A 19,660-nucleotide genomic window follows, 5' to 3' on the forward strand; every position below is an offset into this window, starting at 1 on the left:
TAGGAGCGAAATTTTTCCCGCTCCTACAAATGAGGTCATTTTAATTTGCCCAACCCGGATTTTGAGGTAATAAGTTCGGGTTGTAAGTAAACTCGTCAGTTGGTATCGGATACAGATACAAACGATCGTACCATGTGCGTGTCATACCTGGATAAAGAACGCGGTATTCGCCTGTTGCCGGATCACGCGGACCTAAATAGGTCTTCAGGTTTTCCAGTAACTTACCGGCTTTCCATCTGCATAAGTCATTCCAGCGAAGACCTTCACATGCTAATTCTACACGGCGTTCGCGACGTATTTCATTCAGCAGCGGAGAGATGGCTACTTCCCATTTTGGCCAGTTCGGATCAGTGAATCCTACATTTACCGTCAGATGCTTCATACCTACACGGTCACGCAGTTTATTGATCGTTTTGTCCAAAACAGTCTGGTCGCATTCTCCCAGTTCGGCTTTTGCTTCTGCATAGTTCAGGAGAACTTCACCATACCGATAGATCAGGTCGTCCAGTGTACATTTGATATATTCGTTATCTTCTGCTAACGGAGAGTACATCTTATACAAACGGTAACCGGTAAATGACAGACTGTTGAAGACCGGAGAATTTTCGTATTCCTCCGAACCGTCAGCCAATATGGCGATAGGGCGTTCAGGAGTGTAAACACATTGTTTCAGACGTGGGTCACGATTTTCGAATTCATCAGTGAATTTGGCATCTCCTTTGTAACGATCGCTTAATGCAATAGGTTTGCCATCATCACATAAGAATGATTCGACGAAATCTTTAGTCATACCTGTACCTGCCTCACGTACAGTACGGGGACGATTGTTCATACGCTTGTCTGTCACATAAGCTGCAAAAAAGATTGCTTCTTTATTATTCGTATAATCCTGCTGATTAAATAGAGCATGGTAGTCGTCTTCGATATTCCCTGTTGAATAGATGTCGTATTTACCGCTATTCATAATCTTTTCTGCAGCTTCTATGCTGGAACGAAGATACTTATCTGCATTATCAAGATTTCTGTACTTTCTCCATGTACCTTCAAATAGACAAACTCTGGATTTGAGTAATAAGGCTGCGTATTTGCTAAGCCGTGTGTCGATCATTGTTTCCGGTAGCCAAGCTGCAGCTTTATCTAAGCAAGCACAGATTGAATCGATAACAGCTCCGCGGTCATTTCGTGGGTTATACAGTTCTTCCGAAGAAGTCGTAAGATCAGTTGTTAACCAAGGTACATCACCGAATCGAAGAACCTTTTCGTAATAAAATTTGGCTTTAAAGAAGTAAATTTCACCGACATACTGATTGATCTTTTCTGCATTCCCTTCCACTGTATGATAACGAGACAGGAAATAATTACAACTCCGGATATTTGCCCAATCGCCTTTAGCCCAGCCTCCTCCGGCTGTAGGGATCGTATAATCACTCCAGATAAAAGCATCTTTTGTCTGATGTGCCTGGTTATCGGAAGCATTGTCGTTGCCATAAGCACCGGTATTATCCAGCGTGGTGTAGAACTGATTTGCAAAGTTTTTCAAGTCATTTTCTGTCTTCCAATAGGTCTCGTCGTTGATCTTATCTTCCGGGTACAAGTCCATAAAGTCATTATTACATCCGGAAAATCCAAGTAATAAAGACAAGCTTGCTATATAATATACTTTTTTCATTCTGTTTTTTGATTTAATTATTCTACAATGTTCCATTTTAGAATGTCAGGTTTGCACCAAAAGAGAATGACCTGATAAATGGATAAGCATTTACTGTTGCCAATTCAGGATCGAAAGTGTCGGGCATTCCTGAGAATTCAAACAAGTTGTCTGCATTGAAATAAACTCTCAATTTGGAGATTTTAGCCTTTTCCGTGATGTATTTAGGAATAGTATAACCCAGCGCTAACTGTTTACAACGGATATAAGCACCATTCAGCATGAAGCGTGTCTGGTTTTCATTTACGGCAGAACCATTCAAGCGGGCACGTGGAAAGAATGCATCGCGGTTGTCTTCTCTCCAATAGTCATAATTGATCTTTTGGGGAACAGACCATTCAGATGTATAATGAGACAGATAGAATGTCTTCGACGGCATAATATCACGTTTCATAGTACCCTGGAAGAATAACGTGAAATCGAAGCCCTTATATTCGGCTGTACCACGGATACCGAAGTTATAACGCGGTGTTTCATTACCAATGATCTTCAGGTCACCTGAGTTGTTGGCTGTGTTTTCACCTCTTGTAACCTCTCCATCGCCATTCAGGTCAGCAAATTTAATATCACCCGCATATTGCGTGTAACCTACTATTTTTGACTGGTTCCATGAAGATGCTTCTTCGTCAGACTGAAATAAACCATCTGTGACAAATCCCCAGATTTCTCCCAGTTTCTTACCTTCATAATAATTGTCAGATAAGTTTTTTGTCGGATTATCATATTTGGTGATTTCGGCCTGGTAGTCGGATAAAGATAGTGTTGCACTATAAGCCAGACCGTTTTGTAAGGACGATTTCCATGTCAAAGCCACTTCCCAGCCACTCGTTCTTAAATCGGCTGCGTTCATTTGCGGTTCACTGGTACCGAGGATGGATGGCAATGTTTTCGATTTGGTCAGCATATCTTCTGTTGTACGAACATAGTAGTCGAATTCACCGGTCAACTTACTATCAAACATAGAAAAATTAAAACCTAAGTCCCACTGTTTCACAGTTTCCCATGTCAACTGGTCGCTAACTAACCCCGGAGCATATACGCCCATTTGTTTCTCTCCGTTGAACAAATAACCTACTTCACCTGTAGAATAGGTAGAAATATAGGGATAATAAGAAGCATAACCGCCCTGGCTTAATACCTGGTTTCCTAAAGCACCGTAAGAACCTCTGATCTTGAAATCATTCACGATATGAGAGATCGGTTTCCAGAATTTCTCCTGTGAAAGTCTCCAACCTAATGAGAATGTCGGGAAAAATGCGAAACGATCGTCTTTCGGGAAGCGTGAAGAACCGTCGTAACGTCCGTTTACTTGTACCAGATACTTGTCGTCGTATGCATAGAACAAGCGGAAAAATGCACCACGGATAGCCCACTGGTTCATGTAGTCGGTTGTTGTACGATCGCCGGTTGCCAGATTCAAGAATGGAATATCATTTGCGATTAGGTTGTTTCTGCTCAGACCGACTCCTTTATAGGTTTGGTTTTCCTGGTTAAAACCGACCATTCCTTCGAAAGCATGTACTTTATTGAATTTTTTCTTATAAGTAGCATACGCATTGAATACATCATATTGTGATTCATTTTTTGTATATGATACCTGATTCGGAGAAGTATGCGGGAAGATCGAGCCCTGATTTCCATCCGCATCATAATCGATATATTCGCGAACATGGTTTTTGAAAGAATAGTTATAATAATTATATGTATAATCCACATTGATTTCCAAACCTTCCAGTGGGGTTAATTTGGCAAATGCCGTAGCATACATATTATTATTTCTCATTTCGGCATTACCACCCTGAGACAGCCAGGCTGCCTGGTTAGTGAAATAACCGTCACCGCAGTAACCGGCAAAATGTCCGTCCGGATGATAAACCGGCATTAACGGGCGGCTGTCGCCCGGAATCGTAGCTCCCAAAGAGTTATTTCCATATTTATTCTGAGGACCGGTGTTCATTTTTACCATTGATAAAGTAGCTCTCAATCCCACCTGTAACCAGTTGTTTACTTTGTAGTTTACATGTTGCAGTACGTTGAAACGTTTGTAATCTTCATCCGTCCATTTGGAGATACCGTCCTGCTGGAACATACCGGCTGAGGTCATGTATTTAGCTGTTTCGCTACCTCCCTGTACACTGATGTTGTACTGTTGCATCGGATAGCTTTTCTTATTCAATGCCTCATACCAGTCTGTATTTCCGCAATAACGGTATTTGCTGGCTGCGTCGTCCGGATGATGAAACACCGGAAGATTGTTATTCGGATCATTATAATATTTTTTGACATGCTCCATTGTGATGTCGTCAAAATAATTGCTACCGTTACTTGTCGTATTGGCATCATTCATCCACTGGGTATATTCCATTGAGTTCATATAATTAGCATGAACGGTTGGAACATTGATAGAATAGTTGGCGCTTAAAGAAACAACCGGCTTTTGTGAGACGAAACCTGTTTTAGTCGTGATTAAGATTACACCGAACGCAGCACGTGCTCCGTAAATAGAAGCCGATGCAGCATCTTTCAAAACAGTAACATCTTTTACATCCTGTGGATTAAGCAGGTTCGGGTCCATTTCGATACCGTCTACCAGAATAAGAGGTTCACCACCGGATAGGTTGGTTGTACCACGGATGTTAAATTTGGAGCCTGTTCCCGGCGCACCATTGGAAGAGGTAATGTTCAGGTTGGCAATGGTCCCCTGCAATCCGGCTCCCAGGTTGGTCAGCGGACGGTCTTCGATAACTTCCGAACCGACCGTTGCGACAGAACCTGTCAAGTCGGCTTTTTTCATTGTACCGTATCCTACAACAACTACTTCTTCCAGTGTTTCTGCATCTTCCTGAAGGATGATTTCCATTCTCTTGCTAGGGTTCGCCTTTACCTCCTGTTTGACATAACCGATAAAAGTGATAACCAGTGTGGAGCCTGATCGGGCATTGATCGAGAAGAGTCCGTCCACATCAGTCGTAGTACCATTGGTTGTTCCTTTCTCAACGATGTTGGCACCGATAACGGCATCTCCATTCGTATCGATAACTTTACCTTTGATAGTACTGTTTTGTTGCGGAGCAGCGGCCATATTCTGTTTACCGAGTACGATATGGTTCCCTTCTACAGAATATGTAATACCCGAATCAGCTAACAACTCTTTCAGAACTTTTGCAACTGGTTGATTTTTGGCTTTTAAAGATACCTTTTTGTTTACATTTACCTGATTGTTATAGATGAACAGATAATCTGTCTGATGTTCTATCTCGTTCAGGACCTTTTCCAGTTGAACATTTTTTTGGTTGATACTGACTCTTGCATTTTGTGAAAAGATATTATCCGCATAACTGTTGAGTATGCAGACCAAAAGCAGGAACGTCGTGATTCTCATAATTCTGAAAATTTTTAAGGGTCGCGGTGCCCGATATTTGCACCTCGACAAAGTGTTTCTTTTCATACTTTCTTTGATTTGAAATTAATAAATTAATAATTCGTTTGTGTCAATTGATGTCTGCCGGCTATTGCCCCCCAGCTTTCACCGGCATTACGGTTAACAAGTTTTTATCCCATAAGCATTTAATTTTTGGTGAAACATAGTGTTTAAATTATTTGATATAAATCATGTGATTGTCGTCATCGCGTTCGTAGGTAAACTTTATATCCTTCTGCAACACTCTCAGGGCATAATCGACGCCGTCTGTTTGCCTGAACTTGCCGGTATACAGGTATTTCTGTACCTGTATGTTTGTGATATAGATGTTTATCCCATAGTATTTTTCAAAATCTTTCATGATTGAAGCGAATGTTTCTTTCTTGAAACAGATCAGCCCCTCCCTCCAGCGGTAAGAAGAATAATCGTCGACAGGCTTTACCCGTAATTTCCCATTATGCAGATAGGCTTTATTATGAGGGGTGAGTGTCAGGCTTTCTGTATCATCCGTCAGGGATGAGATCCTGACACTACCTTCCATCAATGTTGTTTCAAATATTTCGGTACCCGAATAAGAATCGACATCGAATTGGGTTCCCAGTACTTCTACATTGTATTTATTCGTTTGCACGATGAAAGGTTTGGTTTTGTCTTTCGCTACATCGAAGTAGGCTTCTCCATCCAGTTTGACCAAGCGTTCTTTTGAATTGAAGGTAATGGGATATTGGATTGTGGTACGTGCATTCAGCCAAACATTCGTTCCGTCCGCCAAAGTGATATTGATCCGCTGTCCTGCCGGGACCGTGATCGTTTGTAATGCTATAGGGGTTTCTTCCCTTTGCATTTCCTGGTAGATAAAACTCCCGCCAAGCGTAAGGGCAATGATGGCTGCGATTTTGATCAACTCAGTTCTAAGAGAACTAAGGTCATTCAGTTTCTTCCGAAAGAAATTTAATTTTCATTCGGAAGAAACTGAAAAAGCTCTCGATAGAATAAAAAAAGACATAAAATGTAAAATATCTTTTTGCTATTACTGTACCGGGAAAATTGGATTTCTACCCCGTGTAAATGGAATTAGTATCGCGGGTAATATTTTTTAACGTATCAGAATTTTGTTAAAAGGGCTTTTTTTATGTCACTCTGCTAAAGAAGAATAGAGCGTTTGAAAAAGGAAATTGATTTTATATTATTTTTTTCATTATTTTACTAGGGATATTCAGTTGTGAACTGCTATTAATATAGAAGGGTAATCCTAAACAACAGAAATGAACAAAGAAACATTATATAAATTTTTTGAAGGCAACGCATCTTTTGAAGAGGAAGTGGCTGTAAAACAGTGGATGGAAGAATCCATTGAGAACCGTCAGAGCTTTTTGAAAGAGCGAAAACTCTTTGATGCAATGTTGCTTTTAGGAAACGAGAAAGTTATAAAAGCCGGGAAGAAAAGATATTCAATAAACCTTAGTTCTCTTAGAACTGAGTTGATCAAAATCGCAGCCGTTATAGCGATCACTTTGGGGGGAAGCTATCTTTACCATCAGTATTCGTTTGAAAAAGAATTGATGGCAACGAATACAATCAGTGTTCCGGCAGGACAGCGGATCAATATGACTTTGACTGATGGTACGAATGTTTGGCTAAATGCCAGAACTTCACTTACCTATCCGGTAAAGTTCAGTAAAAAGAACCGTCAGGTGATATTGGATGGTGAGGCTTATTTCGAAGTGGCGAAAGATAAAACCAAACCCTTCATCGTACAAACGAATAAATACAATGTAGAAGTACTGGGAACTAAATTCGATGTGAACGCTTATTCTGAAACGGGTGAATTTGAAACAACATTGATGTCAGGTAGCGTAAGGGTAGCTTCCACCAGTGATCCGGCGCAGAATTTGACGTTGAAACCGAACAATAAGGTCTATTTACAGGACGGCGAATTGCATGTTTCCGTGGTAGACGATTTTAATCCTTACAGATGGAAAGAAGGACTGATTTGTTTTAAAAATGAATCGTTTACATCCATTATGAAAGATTTTGAAAAATATTACGGATTAACGATTCAGGTACGGAATAAAGAAGTACTTAAATACGTTTACACCGGTAAATTTCGTCAGACGGATGGCATAGATTATGCGTTGAGAGTCTTGCAGAAGGATATAAAGTTTAGTTATCAACGGGATGATGAAAATCAGATAATCTACATAGAGTGAGAAGAATATAATATCATAATTTATTAACCTTAAAAAAGGAGCTTATGGAATATACATGAAAACAAAAAATGCCGGCAAACGCTGGGGGGCAATTACCGGCATTCAATCAACACAATTCAATTAAAAACTGTATTAACTTCAAATCATCAACAAAGGTATGAAAAAAAACTCTTTGTCGGGTAGGTATTATCCTAAATCCCCGCAACTTAAACAAATCTTTAGAATTATGCGAATCACCACATTCCTGTTATTAGTTTGTGTTTTTTGCTCTTTCGCGGAAAATACACATTCTCAGAATGCCCGGGTAAGTATTAGTAAACGTAATGCGCAACTGGACGAGGTTCTTAGCGAAATAGAGAATCAGACAGACTATTTGTTCATCTATAACAATCAGGTAGATGTAAACCGTAGAGTGTCAGTGAAAGCAAAGAACCAACCTGTTTCTGCACTACTCAGTGATATACTGAAAAACTCGGGGGTTAATTATGCAATGGAAGGTACTCATATCGTACTTACCAAGACAGACGAAACTGCTGTCGCAGCGGCACAGCAGCAAGCCCGTAAAATTGACGGCACGATCCTCGACTCCAACGGCGATCCGATAATCGGAGCGAACGTCGTTGTAAAAGGAACTACCAACGGAACGGTTACGGATATAAACGGTGAATTTTCGATCGAAGCGGAAGCGGGTTCTACTTTGAATATTTCTTATATCGGTTATTTGACAAAAGAAATGCCGGTTGGAAATGAAACGAATATCCGTGTGGTATTGGTGGAAGATACCAAAGCGCTGGACGAAGTTGTCGTGATCGGATATGGTACTCAGAAGAAAGCTGACCTTACTGGTTCTGTTGCGAATATCAGCACGGAGAAACTGAGTACACAGAGTAATGTGAATATCGGCCAGGCACTTCAGGGCAAGATCGCCGGTGTGGATATCGTATCCCAGGGAGGTGCTCCGGGACAAAGTAGCCGTATCATGGTTCGTGGTATCGGAACGTTGAACAACGCCAATCCGTTATATATTGTAGATGGTATGTATATGAGCAGTATGGATCATCTGAATCCGAATGATATCGAGAGTATCGACGTATTGAAAGATGCTTCTTCTGCAGCTATTTATGGTTCGAGAGCCGCTAACGGTGTGATCATTGTCACAACCAAATCGGGTACGAACACGGAAGGTAAGCCGATTATCGATGCTTCCGCCAACATCGGTGTACAGACTCCTTCTAAATATCTTGATATGCTCGGTGCTAACGACTGGGCACGTCTGACAACTGTTTCCCGTGAAGCGATCGGAGCCAAGCCGCTGGAAATGGGAATAGACATGAAAGAAAATAATGATTGGCAGGATATTATGATGGGACCGGCACTGATGCAGAACTATAACCTGACAGTGCGTGGCGGAACGAAATACTTTACTTATTATACCGGTCTGGGGTATGTCAATCAGGACGGTACGATCAAGGGTACCAACTATGAACGCTACAATGCCCAGTTCAAATCTGAATATAAGAGAGGTTGGTTTACATTCGGTAATAATGTCGTGTTCAGTTCACAGCAGAACAATCCGTTGTATGGATTTGCCCGTGGCGGTTATCTGGGAATTATCCTCCAGTCGATTCCTTCTTTACAGCAATATGATCCGACCAACGAGAAGGGCGGCTATGGGAAAGTCTATGGCGATGCAACAGATATCCCGAACCCGCTGGGTATTCTGGACGAGAACTTGACCCGCAGAACCTGGGATTCGTACAACGCTTATATCAATCTGTATGCGGAGGTAAAATTGCCGTTGGGATTGAAATATCGCCTGAATGCAACGCCTGACTTCTCCTTTGAACGGAATACTTCTTACGAGAATATTTATGATTTCGGTTTGCGTAATAATGCGGTTTCCAATATGACCGAATATCGTTATCGTAAAAATAATTTCCTGATCGAGAACTTGTTGACATTCGATCAGACATTTGGGAAACATAAGATCAGCGCCTTGTTGGGATATTCTTACCAGAACTACCGTACACGTTATATCATGGCTTCCGGTAAAGGACTGCCCGAAGGAATAACGGAGGTCGGAGCGGCTACACAGGATCGTATGAATGATGCCTGGTCGAAAGAAAGTGCGTTGACTTCCATTATCTCCCGTGTTTTCTATTCGTACGATAATCGTTATCTGATCACTGCGACTTATCGTCGTGACGGTTCTTCTAAGTTTGCGAAAGAAAATCGCTACGGTCATTTCCCTTCCGTTTCTGTCGGTTGGAACGTGGCAGAAGAACATTTCATGGAAAATTCAAGAAGCTGGCTGGATCAGTTGAAGTTAAGAGGCGGTTACGGTATCCTGGGTAATCAGGAAATCGATGACTATATGTATACCAGCGTTGTAACTTCCAATATCAACTATCCTGACGGAAACGGTGGGGTGATCAGCGGTGCTTTCCCGAAAGATTTCGCTAGTCCGGCTATTAAATGGGAAGAAACAGAGATGACTAATATTGGTGTGGATCTGGCTTTCTTAAATTCGCGTTTGATGGTTACGGCCGATTGGTACCGCAAAAATACAAAAGATATTTTGCTGAAAGTTCCTATTCCTGTCTCTACGGGTGGTGCAAACGACCCTGTGCTTAATGCGGGGAAAATCAAGAATACCGGTGTAGAATGGACCGTAGGCTGGAATGATGCGCCTTCAAAAGACTTTGCCTATGGCGTAACGTTTACAGGAAATGCAATGAAGAATGAAGTGGTTGCAATGGGTACTGCCAACGGGGTGATCGAGGGTGGAACAAACCGTACGAATGTTCCGACAACCAGAACATTGGCCGGATATCCGATCGGTGGTTTCTGGCTGATTCCGACAGAAGGTATTTTTCAGAACCAGGCGGAAATCGATGCGTATGTGAAAGACGGTAACCTGATCCAGCCGAATGCAAAACCAGGGGATATCCGTTTCAAAGATTCTAATAACGACGGAAAGATCACGGATGACGATCGTGAATATTGCGGCAGTCCGTTCCCGAAAGTAACATTGGGATTGAACTTCAATGCAAGCTATAAGGGTTTTGACCTGTTGTTGGGAATGCAGGGTGTTTTCGGTAATAAAATTTATAATGGTACGCGCCTGGAACTGGAAGGAGTGAACAAAGGTACAAACTTCCTGGCTACTACACTGGATTATTGGACACCGGAGAATACAGGAGCTTCGCATCCGCGTCTGGTATGGGATGACCCGAATCAGAATACCCGTCCGCAGAGTGACCGCTTCCTGGAGAACGGTTCATTCTTCCGCTTGCGTAATGTGCAGTTGGGATATACATTCCCTAACCGCTTGTTCCAGGATAAAATTCAGAAATTACGTGTGTATGTCAATGCTGAAAATCTGTTTACGATTACCGGATATAGTGGTTATACACCCGATATCAACAATAGCGACAATGCAACATCACGCGGTTTCGATAATTTCGTTTATCCGACAAACAGAGTCTTTATGCTGGGACTTAATCTTACATTCTAAAATACCATATAGTTATGAAAACAATAAAATTAATCATATTCGTATTTATTGCCGTTGCATTAAACAGTTGTGAAGGCAAGCTGGATCTGACTAATCCGAACAAGCCGACCGGTGCTACATTCTGGAAGACGGAAGCCGACTTTAAGCAGGCGATGGCTTCCTGTTATACTCCGTTGAAAAACTGGAACGGCGGTTACTATGGAACCCGCGGACTGATGACTCGTATTTCCCGTGCCGACGATATCGAATTTCGTAATGATATCGCTGATATCTATTCGATGCACCGTTTTACGAACGACCCGAACAATTCGGTGGCACATAATATCTTCTATCAGTTCTATAATGCTATCTATCGTGCAAATTCTATTTTGCAGGAAATCGAAGGAAAAGATTTTCCGGAAGATTTTATAAAGAAGACCCGCGGTGAAGCTTTATTTATCAGAGGCATGTATTATTTCCAACTGGCAAAAGAGTTTGGAGATGTGCCTTTGAGATTGGAAGCATCCCAGGATCCGGTGACATTCCAGTTGGCCAAGTCGAGCCAGGCAGATGTTTATGCACAGGCGGCAAAAGATTTTATTGAGTCGGCCAATTTACTTCCTGTATCGAATGATAAGGGAAAACCGACAAAAGGTACGTCTTATGCTTATTTGGGTAAATTGTATGTATATACAGAGAAATGGCAGGATGCTAAAAATACCTTGGAACCATTGACAAAAGCACCTTATACTTATAAGTTAGTCGATGATTTTACCTGGAATTTTGATGAGGAACATGAAAATAATGCGGAAAGTATTTTTGAGATCCTGTATGAACCGGTCGGCGGATCTGACCAGTGGGATAATGGCGAAACGGCCAACTCGGCACAGTCTACCACTATCGCAGTTGAATATGCGGCCGGTGCTGTAGGCGGATGGTTTGAAGCTAAACCGACACAGAAAATGATGGATATTTTCCTGCAGGAAAAAGCGGCTAATGGCGAGTACGATTATCGTGCTCTGACATCTGTCGCCTGGAATTATCCGGGATGTATGTATTATATGAAACCTATTCAGGAGGTACTATCCGGTGACGATCTGAATTCCTATTGGATTCTTAAATATCAGAACTCCAAAACCCGTGAACAGGAAGTGGAAACAATTCCTTCTTATATCAATGAACGGGCTATGCGTTTTGCGGATGTGATCCTTCTGCTGGCAGAATGTGAACTGAACCTGAACAATACGGCACAAGCTATCAGTTATATCGATCAGATCCGTACCCGTGGCGGTAACCTGCTTCCTTATTCCGGTAAAACCGATGCGGCATCAGTTAAGAATGAGTTGGTTCATCAACGTGCTATCGAGTTCTTTAAGGAAGGGGAGCGTTTCTACGATCTTCGTCGTTGGGGATTACTGGAACAGGAATTGAAATCGCAGGATCCGATCCGTTTCGCCAGCTTCCAGAAGCGTCATTATTATTTACCGATCCCGGCTAAAGAAATACAGACGAATTTACTATGTACTCAAAATAGCGACTGGTAATAAATTGTATATTATAAAGATAAGGCCGTTACCGTTTGGCGACGGCCTTATTTGTCTCTGATCATTAATGTAAAAATAGATTGTATGAAATATAACAGTGTAATCGCGCTAATAACCGCGGGCTTTTGCCTGGCTGTACAAGGTTATGCGCAATCAGTGAATGGCGTAACACATTCCGGACAGTCTACCGGTCAACCGCCTTTCCCCGTGACATCTTATATGGAATTACCGAATCCGGCCGTGACAAACCTCGACTTGTGGGAAAAAGTGAAAGGGACGAAAGTCAGTTGGGGGTCGACGGATATCCGTTACAAGAAAGAAGAACCGGCTCCGGTGGGATCGATAAAAAAGGAAATAGCATTAACTGCCTGGAAAGGGGAACGTGTCGCTTCACAATTTGTTGTCTGGGGGGATCAGCCGCTCACAGATCTTTCTTTTTCGGTAAGTGACCTGGTTTATAAAAATGGAAAATACACAATCGGCAATAGTCGGCTCTTATGCGGTTTTGTCCGTTATGTCATGACAGATGAATTGAATAAGGATGGAAAAGGAGGATGTGGCGACCGTCCTGATGCGGCTGCTTTCGATTCGTCGCTTGTAGCAGATCCGATAGACCATCTGACGCATACTTTGTCTTTACCTGCCCGGTGTACACAAGGCGGATGGGTGCGTGTATGGGTTCCTCAGGAAAGTCTGCCCGGCCTTTATGAAGGGACAGTGACTGTAAAAGACGGGGAAAAAATATTGGAGACTTTAGCTTTGACCGTACAGGTGAAAGATCGTACCTTGCCTCTGCCGTCCGATTGGTCGTACCATCTCGACCTGTGGCAGAATCCGTATGCCATAGCCCGTTATCATCAGGTGGAACCCTGGAGTGACGCTCATCTGGAATGTATGCGTCCGTATATGGAAATGTACCGGCAGGCTGGCGGTACAGTTATTACTGCCTCTATCATGCATAAGCCCTGGAACGGACAAACCTATGACTATTTCGAGTCTATGGTTACATGGATGAAGAAAATGGATGGTAGCTGGTCTTTCGATTATGCCGTATTCGATCGTTGGATCGGATTTATGATGAATGTCGGTATCACTCAGGAGATAAATTGTTATTCGATGGTGCCGTGGCGGCTTTCTTTTCAATATTTCGACCAAGCAACCAATAGTCTGAAACAGTTGGATACGAAACCCGGAGATCCGGAATATGAGAAGGTGTGGGTCGCTTTACTCAAATCATTTGCAGCTCATCTGAAGGAAAAAGGATGGTTTGATATTACACATATATCGATGGATGAACGCCCTATGCCTGTCATGCAGGAAACATTGAAAGTAATCCGTAAAGCTGATCCTGATTTCAAGGTATCTCTGGCAGGAGCTTTGCATGAAGAATTGTCGGACGATCTGGACGATTACTGTGTAGCTTTACGGATGAAATACTCCGAAGAAACGAAGAAAAAACGTCGGGAGGAAGGAAAGATAACGACTTTCTATACGAGTTGTGAAGAACCGCGTCCAAATACGTTCACCTTCAATCCGCCTGCCGAATGTGAGTGGTTCAGCTGGTATGCGGCAAAAGAGGATCTCGACGGTTATTCCCGTTGGGCGCTCAACAGTTGGGTGATCGAGCCGTTGCTGGATAGTCGTTTTTATACCTGGCCGGGTGGCGATACCTATCTGATCTATCCGGGCGCAAGAACTTCCATGCGTTATGAACGTTTGATAGCCGGGATACAGGCTTTTGAAAAGATAAGAATATTGAAAAAAGAATTTAAGGCTTCTGGAAATCAACGGGCGATAAAGAAGATAGAGAAAACGCTGGGGCGGTTCGATGAAAATACATTGGAGACTATTCCTGCCGCTGTGGTCATAGAGGAGGCGAATAAAATAATTAATAGTTTTTGATCTTATTAAAATAGCAGAACAGAGGGGATAGTTTATAAGCTTTCCCCTTTTTTCTTTGCTCAAGTATGCGTATAAAAAAACGGAAGGCTCTATTTATTTACGGAAAATTTTCCTATGTTTGTAAAAGACATTTAGGGACGGGAGACTTCGGAGTACCTTAAGTATGATATTTGGTAAATAGTAGGAATGGATAGAGGAATTGAAGAAAAATACTTGAAAGAACTTGTAAAAGGTAGCCGTAAAGCCTTTGAAGCTATTTATATGATCTATGCTCCTCGTGTGGAATATTTTTTGCGTGGCCTGCTGAAAAATGATCTTGAAGCCGAAGATATAACACAAGATATATTTTATAAAGTATGGAGTAATCATGAAACGATAGCCCAGGTGGATTCATTTAAGTCTTACTTGTTCCGCATGGCGAAGAATGCTGTATATAACCACTATTCCCATCTTCTGATAAAAGAAAATTATATCGAAATTCAAAAGAACATACAACCATATGAGGATTTGGTAGAAGAGAAAATTTATGCGGAAGATCTGGAGTTGCTGATCATAATGTCAATCGAGAAAATGCCCCCTCAGAGAAAGAAAATATTTAAAATGAGTAGGTTGGAGAACTTATCTAATGATGAAATTGCAACACTATTGAATATAAGTAAACGTACTGTCGAGTCTCATATTTCACAGGCTCTGGCTGATTTAAGAAAACTGCTTGTCCTGTACGTAATAACTTTTCTGTAGGATAAAATGATTTTTTTTTGATTAGGGACACCGTGTGCTCGGCGTCTTAGCTGTCTTATATATGTAACACCGATTAAAATGAAGACAAATTATATAAATTCCGTAATAACGAAATTTTTCGGTAATGATATGCCGAAAGATATTCAGGCTCGTTTCCAGCATTGGTTCCTGCAACCGGAAAATATGTTGGAGAAAGAAGAGGTGCTTCATGAGATCTGGAGTGAGATAGATGTGAAAGCGGATGATACGACACGCCGGAAATTTGTTCAGTTGAATACTCGTATCGATGTCGTTCAGGGAAGGAACAAGCAGTATGCACTAAAGAGAGTAGCAGCTGTTGCCGCTGTATTCCTGTTGCTGATAGGGACGAGTTGGTTGACCTGGAACCTGAAAGACAGGCAGGAAGCGGAGTCTTTTTATATTGTAGAAGCTCCGTTAGGTGAAAAAAGTAAACTGACATTACCCGACGGAACAATAGTCTGGTTGAATGCCGGATCGCAGTTGACATATTCCAATTACTTTAATAAGAATAACCGGAATGTTACGCTGAACGGAGAAGGATATTTTGAAGTGACTAAACAGGGAGGGAAAGAGTTTGTCGTTAATTCTGCCGGATGCGGGGTACATGTCAAAGGGACGGTATTCAATGTAAAAGCTTATCGGGAAGATCCGACAATGGAAGTCCGCCTTTATGAAGGTTCTGTCTGTTTATCCACACCTTCGATCGATGAAGAGGATGGGATTTATATGGAGCCGGGTGAAAAAGTCAGCTATGATAAAACGACTAATGCCATTAAGAAAGACAAATTATTGCATTTGGATAACCTGTCATGGAAAGATGGATATTACCATTTTACAGACAATTCGCTGGAAGAAATTTCTGCGGAACTGGAACGTGTTTTCGATGTCCGTATAAAAATAGAGGATGCTGATATAGGGCAGCATAAATATCATATATCGTTTGTAAATCAAGAAACGTTGCCTGAAATGCTGGATGCGATCAACAATGATAAAAAGTTGGTTATAACGTATAACAGGGATACGGTCGAGATAAGGAAGAGAAAATAAATATTCAATTTATTTAATAGAAATACTAGTATTAAGCTGAAGCGTACGGTCGGCTGACGGATATTTCTATGCATGAATGTAAACTTTGTATAAACAATTAAATTAATTAACATGAGAACAAGACAGTCCTTTTATGAAAAACCGCTTCTACTGTTTTTCCTGTTGATGATCTTTGTTTCTTCTACAGTGATGGCACAAGGTGCCGAAAAGATTTCGATGAAGTTGACAAATCTCACGATAGAACAGGTGTTGGAACAGATCACGAAACAAAATGGCTATTCGTATGTGATAAAAAGCTCCGAGCTGGATATGCAGAAAAAGACTTCTGTGGATGTCACGGACGAATCGATCAAAGATGTTCTTTATAAGGTGTTTGAAGGGCAGCCGGTTTCGATCGAGATTGTAGGTAAGAGTATCCGTATTTCTAAAGAAAGCCGGAGTGTCTCTGCAGGGAGTTCACAAAAGAAAGTGGTAAAAGGTGTTGTTACCGATGAAAATAACCAGCCGTTGGCAGGTGTGAATGTCGTTGAGCAAGGAACAACCAATGGTACGATCACAGATATGAACGGGAACTACTCTCTTGAACTGAGTGATCCGAATGCTGTTCTGCAATTTTCTTTTATCGGTTCGAAAACGATCATGCAGAAAGTCGGTAATCAGACTTCGATCAATGTCGTTTTGCAGGAAGATTCGCAGACATTGAGTGAAGTGGTAGTTGTCGGTTTCGGTACACAGAAAAAAGTGAATCTGACGGGATCGGTTTCGACGGTTGCATCGAAGGCGTTGGAGTCGAGACCTGTTATGAATGTGAGTCAGGCGCTCCAGGGGTTGGTTCCGGGTTTGAACTTTTCATATGCAGGTTCCGGGAACGGTGGTGAGCTGAACAATGAAATGAAACTGAATATCCGTGGTGGCGGTACGATCGGCGACGGTTCGAAATCATCTCCGTTGGTACTGATCGATGGGATGGAAGGCGATATGAATGCGTTGAATCCTCAAGATATCGAAAGTGTTTCAGTATTGAAAGATGCAGCAGCTTCCTCTATCTACGGATCGAGAGCACCTTTCGGGGTTATATTGATCACGACTAAAAAAGGAACGGCCGGGAAAATCGCCGTGAACTATAACAATAGTTTCCGTTGGTCTTCAGCGATCAATACTCCTGATATTGCCGATTCATACACGTATGCCCAGTATTTTAACCGGGCAGCAGAAAATATGGGAGAAACCGGACGCTTTACACCGGAATGGCTGGAACGTATTAAAGCGTATCAGGAAGGAACTTTCCTCCCGACAACTGTTCCTGATCCCAATAATCCGAGTCGTTGGGACTGGCAGGGTAACTCCAATAATGACTGGTATGACATATATTTTAATAATGCCGCTTTTTCACAGGAGCATTCAGTAAGTGCCAATGGCGGAAGTGAAAAGTATCAGTTCTATGTGTCTGCTAATTACCTGGACCAGAGTGGTCTCCTGAAGTTCAATACGGATAAGATGCAACGTTATACGGTTACCGGTAAGATCAATGCCAAGCCGACGGACTGGTTGAGCTTTAATTATAGCTCCAAGTTTATCCGTAATGATTACAAGAAACCGTCTTCTGTGGATGATAATGTGTTCTATCACAATATTGCAAAACGCTGGCCTATGGAACCTTTTCTCGATCCTAACGGACATGGAATGAGTATGGCGGAAGGATTGTTGCAAGGCGGTGATTATAAGACTCAGAAAGATAATCTGTACCAGCAATTTCAGTTGATCCTGGAACCGATCAAAGACTGGAAGATCTTCGGCGAACTGAATTACCGGACTACGACGGAGTTTTTGCATAAAGATATAAATCCTGTAACCAAATATGATGTAAGTGATAATCCGTGGACAAATCCGGCAGAGCAATCGTCCGTACTGGAACAGGCTACCAAGAATAACTTCTTCAATCCGAACGTTTATTCGGAATATTTCAGGGAGTTCAACGAAGGTCATGCCTTGAAGGTCATGGTCGGTTTTCAGGCGGAACTTAATAAATACAGGGAGTTAGGTGCATCGAGAACAGATATGATCACCTCCAATTTACCGACGTTGAATACATCGACCGGTACTGATAAGATTACAAAAGGGGGATATAGCCATTGGGCTACAGCTGGTTTTTTCGGCCGTATCAATTACAACTATAAAGAACGCTATTTGCTGGAAGTAAATGCCCGTTATGACGGTACTTCCCGTTTTTCAAGAGATCATCGATGGAATGTATTCCCTTCCGTTTCTGCCGGTTGGAATGTAGCGCGTGAAGCATTCTGGGAACCTTATTCCGATATTGTAAATAATTTGAAACTGAGAGGCTCATGGGGTGAGTTGGGAAATCAGAACACAACGAACCTGTATCCTTATTATCAGTTACTCAAATTTGCGGCGAATGATGCTGATAGTCATTGGTTACTGAATGGGGTAAAGCCGAATACGGCTAATGCGCCGGATTTGATTTCCGCTTTATTATCCTGGGAAACAATGCGCTCCTGGAATATAGGTATCGATGTAGGTGCATTGCAGAATCGCCTGACTTTCAGTTTTGATTATTTCAACCGTAAAACGTTGGATATGGTTGGACCGGCACCGGAACTACCTGTGATCCTGGGTGCTACTGTTCCCAAAACGAATAATGCCGACATGGAATCGAAAGGCTTTGAACTGGACGTGGCCTGGAGAGACCAGATTGGCAAAGTAAGTTACGGTGCACATATTATGCTGTCGGACGACCGTCAGCGGGTAACCCGTTATTCGAATCCGACCGGAACCCTGAATACCTGGTATGAGGGACAATATGCCGGGGAAATATGGGGATATGTAACTCACGGTATTGCAAAAACAGACGAAGAAATGCAGAGCTGGCTTGCGAACCACAAACAATCGTTTGGTAATAACTGGGCAGCCGGTGATGTCATGTACGAAGATCTGAACGGTGACGGCGAAGTGAACGAAGGTAGTAATACGATTACGGATCCGGGAGATAAGAAAATAATCGGAAATTCGAGTCCGCGTTATAAATTCGGTATCGATCTGGATGCTTCCTGGAAAGGATTTGATATCCGTATGTTTTTCCAGGGTGTAGCAAAAAGAGACTATTGGTTGGGTGACAACATGTTCTGGGGTGCAAGTGGCGGATTATGGCAGAGCACCTGTTTTACGGATCACCTGGACTTCTTCCGTTCGGAAGGAGATGAGTGGGGAGCTAATCCGAATGCTTATTTCCCGCGCCCGATACTGGATGGTGGAAAGAACCAGAAAAAACAGACTCGCTATTTGCAGAATGCTGCTTATTTGCGTATGAAAAACCTGCAAATAGGTTATACATTACCTGCACATCTGACAAGTAAAGCCGGCTTATCAAAATTACGGATCTTCCTCTCTGTAGAGAACTTATTTACGATCAGTGGCTTACCTGATAGCTTTGATCCAGAAACATTAGGATCAGGATATGGAAACTGGAACGGTTCGGTAACAGAATCCGCCAAATCATATCCTTTATCGAGAACTGTCTCAACCGGATTAAGTGTAACCTTTTAAATAGTA

General features: G+C 42.1%; 10 protein-coding genes. 7 read left to right on the plus strand and 3 right to left on the minus strand.

Annotated features, from left to right (window positions below):
* Positions 1 to 40 precede the first annotated feature (40 nt).
* From IEY67_RS15470 to IEY67_RS15480, 3 genes are all read right to left on the minus strand, one after another.
* Complete coding sequence (locus IEY67_RS15470; RefSeq protein WP_183668569.1) at positions 41 to 1,669, minus strand: RagB/SusD family nutrient uptake outer membrane protein; 1,629 nt, start codon at positions 1,667 to 1,669, stop codon at positions 41 to 43.
* Positions 1,670 to 1,706: 37 nt separating this feature from the next.
* Positions 1,707 to 5,090, minus strand: a complete 3,384-nt coding sequence (locus tag IEY67_RS15475; RefSeq protein WP_183668571.1) for a TonB-dependent receptor — start codon at positions 5,088 to 5,090, stop codon at positions 1,707 to 1,709.
* A gap of 214 nt (positions 5,091 to 5,304) precedes the next feature.
* A complete protein-coding gene (locus IEY67_RS15480) occupies positions 5,305 to 6,033 on the minus strand; it encodes a FecR family protein (RefSeq protein ID WP_229801088.1) in 729 nt (242 codons plus the stop codon).
* A gap of 361 nt (positions 6,034 to 6,394) precedes the next feature.
* On the opposite strand from IEY67_RS15480, the gene IEY67_RS15485 reads away from it, so the two are divergent.
* From IEY67_RS15485 to IEY67_RS15515, 7 genes are all read left to right on the plus strand, one after another.
* On the plus strand, positions 6,395 to 7,339 hold the full coding sequence (locus tag IEY67_RS15485; RefSeq protein ID WP_183668573.1) for a FecR family protein: 945 nt from the start codon (positions 6,395 to 6,397) through the stop codon (positions 7,337 to 7,339).
* A 157-nt stretch (positions 7,340 to 7,496) separates the two neighbouring features.
* Entirely contained in the window at positions 7,497 to 10,856 is a 3,360-nt protein-coding gene (locus IEY67_RS15490) for a TonB-dependent receptor (protein ID WP_183668575.1), read from the plus strand.
* Between the two features lie 14 nt (positions 10,857 to 10,870).
* Positions 10,871 to 12,379, plus strand: coding sequence for a RagB/SusD family nutrient uptake outer membrane protein (locus IEY67_RS15495; protein WP_183668578.1), 1,509 nt, complete (start codon positions 10,871 to 10,873; stop codon positions 12,377 to 12,379).
* An 84-nt stretch (positions 12,380 to 12,463) separates the two neighbouring features.
* On the plus strand, positions 12,464 to 14,281 hold the full coding sequence (locus tag IEY67_RS15500) for a DUF4091 domain-containing protein (RefSeq protein ID WP_183668580.1): 1,818 nt from the start codon (positions 12,464 to 12,466) through the stop codon (positions 14,279 to 14,281).
* Between the two features lie 186 nt (positions 14,282 to 14,467).
* Positions 14,468 to 15,022, plus strand: coding sequence for an RNA polymerase sigma-70 factor (locus IEY67_RS15505; RefSeq protein ID WP_122373677.1), 555 nt, complete (start codon positions 14,468 to 14,470; stop codon positions 15,020 to 15,022).
* A 78-nt stretch (positions 15,023 to 15,100) separates the two neighbouring features.
* Entirely contained in the window at positions 15,101 to 16,090 is a 990-nt protein-coding gene (locus IEY67_RS15510) for a FecR family protein (protein WP_183668582.1), read from the plus strand.
* A gap of 111 nt (positions 16,091 to 16,201) precedes the next feature.
* Positions 16,202 to 19,654: a TonB-dependent receptor gene (locus IEY67_RS15515; RefSeq protein WP_183668584.1), complete on the plus strand. Its 3,453-nt coding sequence runs from the start codon at positions 16,202 to 16,204 to the stop codon at positions 19,652 to 19,654.
* Positions 19,655 to 19,660 lie beyond the last annotated feature (6 nt).

The sequence above is a fragment of the Parabacteroides faecis genome (genome assembly GCF_014647375.1).
Taxonomy (GTDB): Bacteria; Bacteroidota; Bacteroidia; order Bacteroidales; family Tannerellaceae; genus Parabacteroides; species Parabacteroides faecis.

Coding starts and splice junctions, on each gene's coding strand:
- IEY67_RS15470 (WP_183668569.1), bottom strand. CDS start 1,669: ATGAAAAAAGTATATTATATAGCAAGCTTGTCTTTATTACTTGGATTT.
- IEY67_RS15475 (WP_183668571.1), bottom strand. CDS start 5,090: ATGAGAATCACGACGTTCCTGCTTTTGGTCTGCATACTCAACAGTTAT.
- IEY67_RS15485 (WP_183668573.1), top strand. CDS start 6,395: ATGAACAAAGAAACATTATATAAATTTTTTGAAGGCAACGCATCTTTT.
- IEY67_RS15490 (WP_183668575.1), top strand. CDS start 7,497: ATGAAAAAAAACTCTTTGTCGGGTAGGTATTATCCTAAATCCCCGCAA.
- IEY67_RS15495 (WP_183668578.1), top strand. CDS start 10,871: ATGAAAACAATAAAATTAATCATATTCGTATTTATTGCCGTTGCATTA.
- IEY67_RS15500 (WP_183668580.1), top strand. CDS start 12,464: ATGAAATATAACAGTGTAATCGCGCTAATAACCGCGGGCTTTTGCCTG.
- IEY67_RS15505 (WP_122373677.1), top strand. CDS start 14,468: ATGGATAGAGGAATTGAAGAAAAATACTTGAAAGAACTTGTAAAAGGT.
- IEY67_RS15510 (WP_183668582.1), top strand. CDS start 15,101: ATGAAGACAAATTATATAAATTCCGTAATAACGAAATTTTTCGGTAAT.
- IEY67_RS15515 (WP_183668584.1), top strand. CDS start 16,202: ATGAGAACAAGACAGTCCTTTTATGAAAAACCGCTTCTACTGTTTTTC.